General features: G+C 64.0%; 12 protein-coding genes. All 12 read right to left on the bottom strand.

Annotation, left to right across the window (positions count from 1 at the left end; translation table 11 throughout):
• Positions 1 to 32 precede the first annotated feature (32 nt).
• The 12 genes from JQ587_RS04695 to JQ587_RS04640 all read right to left on the bottom strand — a co-directional run bounded on the left by JQ587_RS04695 (position 33) and on the right by JQ587_RS04640 (position 13084).
• A complete protein-coding gene (locus JQ587_RS04695) occupies positions 33 to 1622 on the bottom strand; it encodes an ABC transporter substrate-binding protein (RefSeq protein WP_212424536.1) in 1590 nt (529 codons plus the stop codon).
• A 462-nt stretch (positions 1623 to 2084) separates the two neighbouring features.
• Entirely contained in the window at positions 2085 to 3371 is a 1287-nt protein-coding gene (gene mtnK / locus JQ587_RS04690; RefSeq protein ID WP_212424535.1) for an S-methyl-5-thioribose kinase, read from the bottom strand.
• Positions 3372 to 3404: 33 nt separating this feature from the next.
• Positions 3405 to 3752, bottom strand: a complete 348-nt coding sequence (locus JQ587_RS04685) for a hypothetical protein (protein ID WP_212300917.1) — start codon at positions 3750 to 3752, stop codon at positions 3405 to 3407.
• 55 nt (positions 3753 to 3807) lie between these two features.
• Positions 3808 to 4083 (bottom strand): DUF1467 family protein, encoded by a 276-nt coding sequence (locus JQ587_RS04680; RefSeq protein ID WP_212300918.1) that lies wholly within the window; start codon positions 4081 to 4083, stop codon positions 3808 to 3810.
• A gap of 9 nt (positions 4084 to 4092) precedes the next feature.
• Entirely contained in the window at positions 4093 to 4497 is a 405-nt protein-coding gene (gene mce / locus JQ587_RS04675) for a methylmalonyl-CoA epimerase (RefSeq protein ID WP_212424534.1), read from the bottom strand.
• Between the two features lie 52 nt (positions 4498 to 4549).
• On the bottom strand, positions 4550 to 6220 hold the full coding sequence (locus JQ587_RS04670) for a ribonuclease J (protein WP_212300920.1): 1671 nt from the start codon (positions 6218 to 6220) through the stop codon (positions 4550 to 4552).
• Positions 6220 to 7026, bottom strand: coding sequence for a biotin--[acetyl-CoA-carboxylase] ligase (locus tag JQ587_RS04665; RefSeq protein ID WP_212300921.1), 807 nt, complete (start codon positions 7024 to 7026; stop codon positions 6220 to 6222). Before JQ587_RS04665 ends, JQ587_RS04670 begins: the two co-directional genes overlap by 1 nt.
• A gap of 1 nt (position 7027) precedes the next feature.
• Positions 7028 to 8464, bottom strand: coding sequence for an NADH-quinone oxidoreductase subunit NuoN (nuoN, locus tag JQ587_RS04660; RefSeq protein ID WP_212300922.1), 1437 nt, complete (start codon positions 8462 to 8464; stop codon positions 7028 to 7030).
• A gap of 22 nt (positions 8465 to 8486) precedes the next feature.
• The gene (locus tag JQ587_RS04655; RefSeq protein WP_212300923.1) at positions 8487 to 9995 is read right to left on the bottom strand and encodes an NADH-quinone oxidoreductase subunit M; all 1509 of its coding nucleotides are present in this window, start codon (positions 9993 to 9995) and stop codon (positions 8487 to 8489) included.
• Entirely contained in the window at positions 9996 to 12077 is a 2082-nt protein-coding gene (nuoL, locus tag JQ587_RS04650; protein ID WP_212424533.1) for an NADH-quinone oxidoreductase subunit L, read from the bottom strand. It abuts the gene before it with no gap.
• Between the two features lie 63 nt (positions 12078 to 12140).
• Positions 12141 to 12449 carry an NADH-quinone oxidoreductase subunit NuoK gene (gene nuoK / locus JQ587_RS04645; protein WP_008547737.1) on the bottom strand — a complete coding sequence of 103 codons (309 nt, stop codon included), beginning with the start codon at positions 12447 to 12449 and terminating at the stop codon, positions 12141 to 12143.
• On the bottom strand, positions 12446 to 13084 hold the full coding sequence (locus JQ587_RS04640) for an NADH-quinone oxidoreductase subunit J (protein WP_212300925.1): 639 nt from the start codon (positions 13082 to 13084) through the stop codon (positions 12446 to 12448). The genes nuoK and JQ587_RS04640 overlap by 4 nt, the downstream gene beginning before the upstream one ends.
• Between the last annotated feature and the right edge of the window lie 4 nt (positions 13085 to 13088).

Genomic DNA, 13088 nt, shown 5'->3' with positions numbered 1-13088 from the left:
TCATGACGATGGAGGGAGCACGAGAACGCGTGTCACTTTGCGGGCGAGGTCTCGTCGACCCAGAGCTCCTCGGTGTTCTGGTGGGTCAGCTCGGTCGGGTTCTGCTGAATTCCGTGGAGCCAGGGCTGCACGGCCATGACCGCCTTGTTGTAGTTGAAGAACCAGACCGGCGCCTCCTCGTAGAGCAGCGCATTGGCCTTCTGCAGCAGCTGCGTGCGCTTGGCAGCGTCGTCGGCCTGTCCCGCCTCGTCGAGGATCTTGTCGAAGTCGGCATTCTTGAAATTCATGTAGTTGCAGGCCGGCTGCGGCGTCGACGAGTGGAAGCATTTGAGGGCAGCCAGCGGGTCCGGACCGCTCTGCTGGGAATAAATGAAGGCCTGGTAGTCACCGGTGCGAACCACCTCGGCCAGCACCGCGGTCTCGACCTGCTTGACCTTCGCCTTGATACCGACCTTGTCCAGCATCGGGATCACGGCCGAGACGATCGGCAGGCCCCAGCTTTCATTCTGGCTGGTGGTCCATTCGAACTCGAAGCCTTGGGGATAGCCGGCCTCCGTGAGCAGCTGCTTGGCCTTGGCGGGATCGTAAGCGTACGGCTTCATCGCCTTGTCGTAGGCGGGCGAGGTCAGCGGCAGCCAGCTGGTGGCGCGATAGGCCTTGCCCTTGACCAGCTTGCTGATGATCAAATCGGTATCGATCGCGTAGTTGATCGCCTGCCGGACGCGCTTGTCGGAGAATGGCTTGAACGCGGGATTCATCCCCATGTAACGCGTGAAGACCTCGGCAACCTCGACGATGGTGCCCTTGAGATTGGGGTCGGCCTGATAGGCGACATACTGCGCCGGTCCGAGCACCGAGGTATCGATTTCCTTGTTGCGGAAGGCGACATCGCGCGCCGCCGCCTCGCCCATGATCGACACGATCACCTTGTCGGCATAGGGCTTGCCGGGCTTGTAGAACTTCTCCCACCGCTCAAGGACGATGCGCGAGCCCGGCACGTGCTCGACGAACTTGAACGGTCCGAGACCGATCGGATGCTGGATGAAGCTTTCCTTGGCCCCCTCGTCGGCGGGATAGATCGAGGTCAGTGCGGTGAAGAAATAGAAGCCGGGATCGACCTTCTCGGTCAGCTTCATCTCGAGGGTGAAGTCATCGATCTTCTTCAGGCCGGAGATCTCCTTGGCCTGCCCCTTTTCGACCGCGGCCGCACCCTCGATCACGCGGACAAAACGCGCGCCAGGATAGGCCTTGGTGCCGTCCATGATGCGGTTGTAGGACCAGATGATATCGTCGGCCGTCATCTTGCGGCCGTTGTGGAAATAGGCGTCGTCGCGGAGCTTGAAGGTGTAAACGAGACCACCGCCCGAGACGGTGACCTCCTTCGCAAGTTCCGGAACCGGCTTTCCTTCCGCGGAGTCCCAGGTGTAGAGCGAGCGATGCAGGGCCTTGGCGTAGATCTCGTCCTGGGCGCGCTGGGTGGTGTGAATGTCGAGGCTGGTGAAGCTCGAGCCATAGGGCGCGGTCATGCGGATGGTACCGCCCTTGCGCGGTGTCTGGGCCTCAGCTGCCCCGGCAAGCGCCAGCCCCAAGCCCGTGACGATTGCGATCTTCCTGAACATCATGTGTCCCCCAAACAACGCAGGTGTCTTCCGGTCCGCGAGTTGACCATCCGCGGCCGGTCGAGCGCAAGCTTCGTTTTTGAGGGTGAGCGGTTCCCGAAGGACGCCGATTGACGCGGCGCGTCATCGAGCGAGCCAGGTCAGTGAACATATTTCCTGACCGACGCGACCAAGCTCAGGATCATCATCCGGGCGCGAAGGATCGCGGAAAAAATGAATCGTCGAACGCTAGGGGCCTTGCTCGCCGGCAGTCTGCTCGCCGCCACGGCCGCGATGGCGATCCCGGTGACGCCGGATCCGGCCCGGGACGACGTCCGATGGGCCGGCGCTGCTCCGGGTGCCACAGAGCCGCGAGTTCGATGTCGCCGCCAACGAGACCTGGGGGCTGCTGGCCGGCCCGGACGGCGCGCCGCTGCCCATGCGGCTGTATTGACGCACGACGATCTCCGCCCGTCATTGCGACTGTCAGCCTGACAATTCCGGCTGCCAATCCCGCAATTTTCGCGCAGCGCCCGTCACGTCGAGGATCGTCCGAAACGCCACCGCCTCCACCATCATCCCTCGCGCGAGCCGCACGGCGCGGGCCTCGCTGATCGCCCGCTTCCTGGGGTCCTCGATCAGCTCGAAGTCGATATTGTGGGCGAGGCCGAAGATGCGGCGGATGGTTTTGGCGGCGGCAAAGCCGACCGTGTCGGTAAACAGCCGCTGCATATAGGCCTGCCGCTCGGCCTCCAACCGCGCCGCGCCCTTCTCGCCGGCGAAGAGCGAGACGGGATAGGCATCGCCATTGGCCCCCGACCGCCAGAGATCGAGAAACTTCTGAGCGAACCCGCCCCAAGCCTGCTCGACCGTCTCCAGCACCCAGGTCTCGAAGTCGCGCCGCTCACCCGGTGCGCGCTCGTGCCCGGCGGAGGCGAAATAGGCCATCAGAAGATTGGCGAGCACGGCGCCGACATCAAAGCCCATCGGGCCGTAGAAGGCGAATTCGGGATCGATCACCCGCGTCTCGCCCTCCGTCACCATGATCGAGCCGGTGTGGAGATCGCCATGCAGCAGTGCTTCCGGGCTCGCCATGAATTTGAGCTTCAAGCGGGAGATCGCGACATGCAGCTCCATGTCGTCGCGCAAGGATGCGGCGAGCGCATCGAGATGCGGCGTGGTCCAGCGGTTCTGCTCGGCGATGCGGTAGGGATCGGTGAAGATCAGATCCTCGGTGATCTTGCAGAGCGCGTGATTGCCGGCGAAGGCCGCGATGGCCTCCTTCTTCTCGGCAGCAGGAAGCGCGAGATCCGAGGTGAAGAACAGCGTCCGCGCCATGAAGGTGGTGATGTCGTCGACGAAGCGCGGATAGCAGGCACCCGCGACCAGCCCCTTGCGCATGATGATGTGGGGCTCGAGCAGCTCCATCACGGTCAGCGCCAGCGTCTCGTTGTGATGCAGCAGCGCCGGCACGAGGCCGGGCGCGAGCCGGGCTTGCCGGGACAGAGCGAGATATTCGTAATGGGCCCGCGACAGCGGCAGCGGCCAGCTCTCGCCGACGAGGCGGACGTAAGGCAGCGCCTGCTTCACGGCAATGCCGCCGCGCGCGCCCTTCACGATGAAGACGAGATTGAGGTTGCCGTCGCCGACCTCGGTGATGACCCAGGCCGCCGGCGCTCCGCCGAGCAGCGCTGTGATGTCAGGCAGGCTCGCGAGATAATCCCGCAACGCCGCTTCCTGCAGAATCCGATAGTCCCCCTGCCCCTGCGTCATGACGATCCCATCCCATGCTTGATGGCCGGATCGTTACTCCCGCTCGAGGAAGCTCGAGCCGATCTCGGCCTTTCTTTTGATTGGATCGTAATCACAATAGACGCTGTCCGCCACCAGCGTATAGCTGGCGCTGACGGTGTATTTGTCTGTTTTGACCGAGTTCAGCCCGATCACCGAGGTGCTTTTTCCGCCGTTCCATTTGAACGGCGTCGAGCTCTTGGCCTGCTCGCAGGCCATCACCGCCTCGTTGAAGACGTAGCCTTCGACGAACGCCTTCAGCGTGCGCACCTGCACGGCCATCTTCCACTCGAAATAGCCGATGCCGCCGAGACCGGCGACGATCAGCACCAGAAGCGCAACGGCGATCCTCTGAAAAGTCATTCATGTCCCCCCGTAACGACGCAACGCGGAAAATCCAGCACGCCGGCGGGAAAGCCTAAAACGGCATTCCCATCAATTTCGACAGACGTTCGAGCGAGAGATAGCCGGCGTGATAGGCGGCAACGCCGAGGCCATAGATGATCGCCGAGATGATCGTGGTCCAGACCAGCTTGCGCTTCATGCCGGTCAGAACAGGTGCGCCCGGGTCCGTGCCCGGCGCGCCGACGCCGTCCTCGTGCTGGCTGCGCACGCCGAACGGCAGCGTCAAGAACAGCGCGATCCACCAGATCACGAAGTAGATCGCGAGCGCGGTCGATATCTGGATGGCCATGATCGGGCCTTACGCCTGCTCGATTTCGACCAGTGCGCCGGAAAAGTCCTTCGGGTGCAGGAACAGCACCGGCTTGCCGTGGGCACCGATCTTCGGCACGCCGTCGCCGAGCACCCGCGCGCCCTCCTTCACCAGCGTGTCGCGCGAGGTGATGATGTCGACGACCTCGTAGCAGACGTGATGGATGCCGCCATCGGCATTGCGCTCGAGGAACTTCGCGATCGGCGAGGCCTCGCCGAGCGGCTCGATGAACTCGATCTTGGTGTTGGGCAGCGTCGCGAACACCGTGGTGACGCCGTGCTCGGGCAGCGGAACGGCTTCCGAAATCTGCGCCCCGAACGCCGCGCCGTAGATCTTGGCGGCCTTGACGGCGTCCCTGGTCGCGATCGCGACGTGGTTGAGGCGACCCAGCATGTTTCTTCTCCCTCAGCGCACGATCCGGACAACCGAGACCGTGCCGACACGATTACACCGTCAGGACGTGTACCAGACAGGGGGGCTTTTTGCCCCAATGTTCGTTGATGACGGCCCGGACAGCGCGTCGCACCGATTCAGCCAGCGCGTCAGGATCCCGGCGCCGTGCCTTCGGCAGCCCCTCGATCGTGGACATCACGGCGTCGAACACGATGTCGTCGAACGGCTCGCCGGCCCGGTTCTTCTCGGGGATGCCGACGAGATCGACCTCGGGCTCGTCGACAAGCTCGCCCTGCGCGGTCATGGCGATGGCGACGAAGGCACAGCCGGAGAACGCCATGCGGCGACGCTCGACCACCGCACGGGACTTCGAATCCTCCAGGATCGCGCCGTCCTTGTAGAGCCGGCCCGACGGCACCTCGCCGACCACGCCGGGATCGCCGGGGCCGAGCTTGACCAGGTCGCCGTTGCGAATGACCAGGACACGCGGCACGCCGGCAGCGCGCGCGAGTTTTGCGTGCTCGTTCAGGTGCAGGGCTTCGCCATGCACGGGGATCAGGAGCTGCGGCTTCACCCAGGAGATCAGGTCGCGCAGCTCGTCGCGGCGGGGATGGCCGGAGACATGAACCAGGTGGTCGCGATCGGTGAGGACCTCGACGCCCTGCAGCACCAGATTGTTGATGATCGAGCCGACCGCCTTCTCGTTGCCCGGGATGGTGCGCGAGGAGAAGATCACGCTGTCGCCGCGGTTGAGCGTGATTTCAGGGTGGTCGTCATTGGCGATGCGGGCCAGCGCGGCGCGGGGCTCGCCCTGGCTGCCGGTGCAGAGCGCCAGCACCTTGTCCTGCGGCAGATGCCCATAGACCTCGGGCGAGCGGAAATTCTGCACGCCGTCGAGAAAGCCGGTCTCGCGCGCCACCTGCACCACGCGCTCCATGGCGCGGCCGACCACGACGACCTCGCGGTCGGCGGCCTTCGCGGCATCGGCGACGGCCTTGATGCGGGCCACGTTGGAGGCGAAGGTCGTGACCGCAACGCGGCCTTTGGCGGCCTTCACCAGGTCGATGATGGTGCGGGCGACCTCAGCTTCGGACGGCGAACGGCCGTCGCGCACCGCATTGGTGGAATCGCCGATCAGAGCGAGCACGCCCTCCTCGCCGAGCTCGCGCAGCCGCTTCTCGTCGGTCGGACGTCCCAGCGTCGGGGTCGGATCAATCTTCCAGTCGCCGGTGTGCAGCACCGTGCCGGCTGAGGTGTGGATCGCCAGCGCATGCGCTTCCGGAATTGAATGCGCGACGGGGATGAACTCGACGTTGAACGGGCCGACATCGATACGGCCGCCTGACGGAACCACGGTGACGGGGATCTTGGGCGCATTGCGCTCCGCGGCGCATTTGGCCTCGAACAGCGCCGCGCTGAACTGCGTCGCATAGATCGGGCATTTCAGCTTCGGCCAGAGGTCGATGATCGCGCCGAAATGATCCTCATGGGCGTGCGTCAGCACCAGGCCCATCAGGTTCTTGCGTTCCTTCTCCAGGAAGCTGATGTCCGGCATGATCAGATCGATGCCGGGCAAATGCTCCTCGTCGCCGAAGGAGACGCCAAGATCGATCGCCAACCAGGCGCGCTGGTGACGGTTGCCGAGGCCGTAGACCGACAGGTTCATGCCGATCTCGCCGACGCCGCCCAGCGGCGCAAATACCAGTTCGTCGGGCCTCGCCATCACGCAGCTCCCACCGACCGCGCAGGGCCGAAGAACACCTCGCCCGCAGCCACCGGCACCAGCCGGCCTTCCGCGGTGCGGACGATCAGGCAGCCGGCGTCGTCGATCGTGTCAAAAATACCTTCCAGCACCTTGGTTCCCGTGTGGATCGCGACCGGCTCGCCAAGCCGGGCGGCGCGCTCCAGCCACAGCTTACGGATATCGGCAAAGCCGCGGCCATTGTCCCAGATACCGCGGAACTCGACCCAGGAGTCCGACAGCGCCGAGAACAGCTCCGCCGCGCTGATCTGGACGCCGAGGGCCGCGAGCGACACGGCCGGCGTCGGCGTGCCCTCCGGGGCTGCCACGATGTTGGTGCCGATGCCGACGACGATAGCCAGCTGGTCGCCGACCGCTTCGGCCTCCAGGCCGATGCCAACCAGCTTCTTGCCGTTGGCGAGGACGTCATTCGGCCATTTCAGCGCGTATCGCGGCCGGTCGGGGCCAAGCCGCAGCGCAGCCTCCAAGCTGACCTTCTCCAGCGCCGCCTCCTCCGCCAGCCCTGCGGCAAAGCCGATCGTCGCGGCCACTGAGGGCGCGATGTCCAGGACTTCGAGGACGCTAGCTGCGAGATTGCCCTTCGGCGCGATCCAGGGCCGCTGGCGACGGCCGCGGCCTGCCGTCTGCTCGTCTGTCACGAACCAGATCGGGCCGCGCTCTCCGGCGCGGGCCGCTTCGATCGCATCAGTGTTGGTCGAGCCGGTCCGCTCCAACGCTGCGAGCTTGTAGCCCGCGGCCAATGCGCGAGGACCGAGCGCGAACCCCATCCTAAAACAGCGACTTGGCGGCGGCGGAAGCGACGCTCACCACCGGACCCGCGAACAACGCGAACAGGATGTTGAACAGGCCAAAGACCGCCAGCACCGTCTTGACCTCGACCCTGACCGGATCGACCTGACCGGCCGGCTCGTCGAAATACATCGTCTTGACGATGGCGAGATAGTAGTAGGCGCCCACGACGCTGGAGAGCACGCCGATCACGGCGAGCGTGAACAGGTTCGCCTTGATGGCGGCGACGAAGACGTACCACTTCGCGAAGAAGCCGGCGAGCGGCGGGACGCCCGCGAGCGAGAACAGCAACATCGCGAACATGAAGGCGAGCAGCGGATTGGTGCGCGACAGACCCGCGAAATCGCTGATCTGCTCGACGGCCTGGCCGTTGCGCTTCATCGCGAGGATGATCGAGAACGAGCCGAGCGTCATCGCCACATAGATCACGATGTACATCAGCACGCCCTGCGCGCCCTCGACGGTGCCGGAGGCAAGGCCGACCAGCGCAAAGCCCATGTGGCCGATCGAGGAATACGCCATCAGGCGCTTGATGTTGCTCTGGCCGATCGCGGCGAACGAGCCCAGCGCCATCGAGGCGATCGCGACGAACACCAGGATCTGCTGCCACTGCGAGACGATGCCCGGGAATGCGGTCAGCGTGACGCGGGTGAACACGGCGAGCGCGGCGACCTTCGGCGCGGAGGCGAAGAAGGCGGTGACGGGCGTCGGTGCGCCCTCATACACGTCCGGCGTCCACATGTGGAACGGCACGGCCGAGACCTTGAAGCAAAGACCGGCGAGCAGGAACACCAGGCCGAAGACGAGGCCGGTATTCGAGATCGTCGCGGCCGTGGCGATGCCGGTAAAGCTCACGGTGCCGGTGAATCCGTAAACCAGCGAGGAGCCATACAGCAGCATACCCGAGGATAGCGCGCCGAGCACAAAGTACTTCAGGCCGGCTTCGGTCGACTTGGCGTTGTCGCGGTTCGAGGCCGCCACGACATAGAGCGCGAGCGACATCAGCTCGAGGCCGAGATAGAGCGAGATCAAATCGCCGGCCGAGATCAGCACCATCATGCCGAGCGTCGAGAGCAGCACCAGGATCGCATATTCGAAGATGCGGCGCGACGCGTCGGCGAGGAACTCGGTCGACAGGATCAGCGTCACCGCCGAACCGATCAGCGCGAGGATCTTCATGAAGCGCGCAAAATCGTCGACGATGAAGCTGCCGCCGAAGGTCACCTGCTTGCCAGCCGGGAGCGTGTATTCGAGCACGCCGACCACGATCAGCAGCAGCACCGCGATCGTGGTGACCGTGCTGGTGGTCCCCTGCCCGCGATAGGCGCCAAGCATCAGAAGCGCCATGGCACCGATCGCGAGCACGAGCTCGGGCAGCACCGGCGCCAGTTGATAACCTGCAGTCGTAAAGCTCATGGCGATATCCTGACCTGCCCGATCAATGGAGCAGTGCGGCGGCCTTCACGGCCGTCACAGCGGTGTTGTAGTTGTTGACGAGTTGCTGAACCGAGGCGGCCGACATGTCGAGCACCGGCTTCGGATAGATGCCGAACAGGATCGTCAGCGCGATCATCGGAAACAGCGTCACGCATTCGCGCAAGGTGAGATCCTTCATGCTCGCCAGCGACGGCTTGACCAGCGCTCCGAACACGACCTTGCGGTAGAGCCACAGCGCGTAACCGGCCGACAGGATCACGCCAAAGGTGGCGAAGAACGCGGTCGGGATCGAAACCTTGAAGGTGCCGAGCAGCGTCATGAACTCGCCGACGAAACCGGAGGTGCCGGGCAAACCGACATTGGCCATGGTGAAGATCATGAAGGTCAGCGCGTAGAGCGGCATCCGGTTGACGAGGCCGCCATAGGCCGCGATCTCGCGGGTATGCAGGCGGTCGTAGACGACGCCGACGCAGAGGAACAGCGCGCCGGAGACGATGCCGTGCGAGATCATCTGAAACACGCCGCCGGCGACGCCCTGCATGGTGCCGGCGAAGATGCCCATGGTGACGAAGCCCATATGCGCCACCGACGAGTATGCGATCAGCTTCTTCATGTCCTCCTGCATCAGCGCCACCAGCGAGGTGTAGATGATCGCAATCGCGGACATGGTGAACACCAGCGGCGCGAAGTCATGCGAAGCCAACGGGAACATTGGCAGCGAGAAGCGCAGGAAGCCGTAGCCGCCCATCTTCAAGAGGATCGCGGCGAGAACCACGGAGCCCGCTGTCGGCGCCTCGACGTGTGCGTCGGGAAGCCAGGTGTGCACCGGCCACATCGGCATCTTCACCGCGAACGAGGCGAAGAAGGCGAGCCACGCCCAGGTCTGCAACGACCGCGGCACGGCGGTGTGCATCAGGGTCGGGATGTCGGTGGTGCCGCCGTTCCAGTACAGCGCCATGATGGCGAGCAGCATCAGGACCGAGCCGAGCAGCGTGTAGAGGAAGAACTTGAACGACGCATAAACCCGGCGCGGACCGCCCCAGACGCCGATGATCAGGAACATCGGGATCAGGCCGCCCTCGAAGAACAGGTAGAACAGCACGAGATCGAGCGCCGAGAAGGTGCCGATCATCAGCGTTTCCAGGATCAGGAACGCCATCATGTATTCGCGGACGCGGTTGGTGATCGCCTTCCAGCTCGCGATGATGCAGAACGGCATCACGGCGGTGGTGAGGATCACCAGCGGCAGCGAAATGCCGTCGACGCCCATGTGATAGGTGATGCCGGTGGCGAGCCAGGCCGCCTTCTCGACGAACTGGAAATCGGCATTGGCCGGGTCGAAGCGCATGACCAGGATCACCGACACCGCGAAGGTGATCAGCGTGGTCCAGAGCGCGATCCAGCGCGAATTGCGCTTGGCCGCCTCGTCATCACCGCGGCTCAGATACACGATCAGCGCGCCGACCAGCGGCAGGAACGTCGTGACCGAAAGGATGGGCCAGGTTGTCATTTACTGGCCTCCAAAGCCGAACATGAACCAGGTGATCAGGCCGGCGGCGCCGATCAGCATGGCGAATGCATAGTGATAGAGATAGCCAGTCTGGATCTTCACGACGTTGCGGGTGACGTCCAGCACACGGGCCGAAATGCCGTCGGGTCCGAAGCCGTCGATGATGAAGCCGTCGCCCTTCTTCCAGAGCTGATAGCCGATCCACTTCGCCGGACGGACGAAGATGATCTCGTAGAGCTCGTCGAAGTACCACTTGTTGAGCAGGAATTGGTACAGCATCGGCTGCGTGTTCGCGAGCTCGACCGGCAGGTAGGGCTTGCGGATATAGAAGGTGTAGGACACCAGGAAGCCGCCAACCATCATCACGAAGGGCAGCCAGCCCAAGAGATGCGGCATGTGCTCCATATCCTCGAGGACATGCGGGTTCATCTTCACGGACTCGCGGAAGAACTCCTCCACGCCGTGCGGTCCGGTGAACAGCTCCTTGAACGGGAAGCCGGCCAGGACCGAGCCCACCGCCAGCACGCCGATCGGGATCAGCATCCAGATCGGGCTCTCATGCGCGGCCTCGTAGTGCTCCTGGTCGTGCGGCTCGCCGAAGAAGGTCTTGAACACCAGGCGCCAGGAATAGAACGATGTCAGGCCGGCGGCCACGATCGTCAGCAGATAGGCGTAGGTCGAGAACGGATTGTGCGAGGCATAGGCCGCCTCGATGATCGCGTCCTTGGAGAAATAGCCGGCGAACAGCGGGAAGCCGGTCAGCGCCAAGGTGCCGACGGTCATCACCGCAAACGTGTACGGGATCTTCTTCCAGAGGCCACCCATGTTGCGGATGTCCTGCTCGTGGTGCATCGCGTAGATCACCGAGCCGGAGCCCAAGAACAGCAGCGCCTTGAAGAAGGCGTGCGTGAACAGGTGGAACATGCCGACCGAATAGGCCCCTGCTCCCATCGCCACGAACATGTAGCCGAGCTGCGAACAGGTCGAGTAGGCGACGATGCGCTTGATGTCGTTCTGGACGAGACCGATGGTCGCGGCGAAGAACGCCGTGGTCGCGCCGAAGAACATCACGACGGCCTGGGCGTTCGGGGCGAGCTCGAACAACGGCGACAGGCGCGCCACCATGAACACGCCGGCGGTGACCATGGTCGCGGCGTGGATCAGCGCCGACACCGGGGTCGGGCCTTCCATCGCGTCCGGCAACCAGGTGTGCAGCAGGAACTGCGCCGATTTGCCCATCGCGCCCATGAACAGCAGCAGGCAGGTCAGCGTCAGCGCATCGGCATGCCAGCCAAGGAAGTTGATGGTCTTGCCGGTCAGGCCGGGAGCGGCATGAAAGATGGTCTCGAAATCGGTCGAGCTCGTCAGCATGAAGATCGCGAAGATGCCGAGCGCGAAGCCGAAATCGCCGACGCGGTTGACCACGAAGGCCTTGATGGCGGCGGCGTTCGCGGACGGCTTCTGATACCAGAAGCCGATCAGCAGGTAGCTCGCCAGGCCCACGCCCTCCCAGCCGAAGAACAGCTGCACCAGGTTGTCGGCCGTCACCAGCATCAGCATGGCGAAGGTGAACAGGCTGAGATAGCCGAAGAAACGCGGCCGGTTCGGATCCTCGTCCATGTAGCCGATGGAATAGAGGTGCACGAGCGAGGACACGGTCGTCACCACCACCAGCATCACGGCGGTGAGCGTGTCGACGCGCAGCGTCCACCAGACCTCGAGCTCGCCTGAGAAGATCCAAGGCAAGAGCTGGAACCGAGCGTCATGGCCATTGAAGCCGACATCGACCAGCGTCATCCAGGACAGCGCGGCCGAGACGAACAGCAGGGCGGTCGTGATCAGCTCGGCGCCGCGTGAACCGGCGGCCGCCGGCTCGACCGGACCGTGGCCGTGGTCGTCGTGAGCGTGATCATCGTGACCGTGGTCGTCATGGGCCGCCGACGCGTGCGCGTCGCCGTGGCCGTGATCGCCGTGATGCTCGACCTCGTCGCCCGAGGGGTTGCGGCCATGCGCGCCGACGAGCGCGATCAGGCCGGCCAAAATGGCGCCCAGCAGCGGCAGGAAAACAATTGCCTGAACCATGACTTATTTCTCTTTCCGCATGATCTGACCGGAAAACCGGTACCCACTTTTCCGGATCATGCGTTAGCCCTTCATCAGATTGACGTCCTCAACCGCGATCGAGCCACGGTTGCGGAAATAGACCACCAGGATGGCGAGACCGATCGCGGCTTCGGCGGCCGCAACGGTCAAGACCAGCAGCGCGAAGACCTGGCCGACGATGTCGCCAAGGAAGGTCGAGAATGCCACCAGGTTGATGTTGACCGAGAGCAGGATCAGCTCGATCGACATCAGGATGACGATGATGTTCTTGCGGTTCAGGAAGATGCCGAGGATGCCGAGCGTGAACAGGATCGCGCCGACCGCCAGATAATGTCCGAGCCCGATCGTCATTTCACCCACTCCGCAGCATCCGCGTCCGAGAGCCCCTGCCCCGGCGCTACCTTGCGCATCGCCATCGCCATGTCGGGCGTGCGTGCGTTCTGAACGTTGATGTCCTGCCGCTTCACGCTCGCCTTGTGGCGCAGCGTCAGCACGATGGCGCCGATCATGGCGACCAAGAGCACCATGCCCGCGAGCTGGAAGTAGTGGACGTACTTCGTATAGAGCACGAGACCCAGCGCCTCGGTGTTCGAGACGTTGGTCGGGATCGGCGCCGTGATCGTCTTGCTCACGGTCGGATTGATGACCCAGGCGCCGACGGTCAAGAGCAGCTCGAACAGGAAGATGCCGCCGATCACGACACCAACCGGCAGATACTGGATGAAACCTTCGCGCAGCTCGAGGAAGTCGACGTCGAGCATCATGATGACGAACAGGAACAGCACCGCGACGGCGCCGACATAGACGACGATCAGGATCATCGCCAGGAATTCGGCGCCCATCAGCACGAACAGGCCGGAGGCGTTGACGAAGGCCAGGATCAGGTACAGCACCGAGTGGACGGGATTGCGCGAGACAATCACCATCACGGCCGAGGCGACGCAGACGGCGGCGAAGAGATAAAAGAAGAGCGCGGGAAGGATCATGCCC

Source organism: Bradyrhizobium manausense (assembly GCF_018130615.1).
Taxonomy (GTDB): Bacteria; Pseudomonadota; Alphaproteobacteria; order Rhizobiales; family Xanthobacteraceae; genus Bradyrhizobium; species Bradyrhizobium manausense_A.
This window is presented reverse-complemented; position numbering and strand designations above follow the sequence as displayed.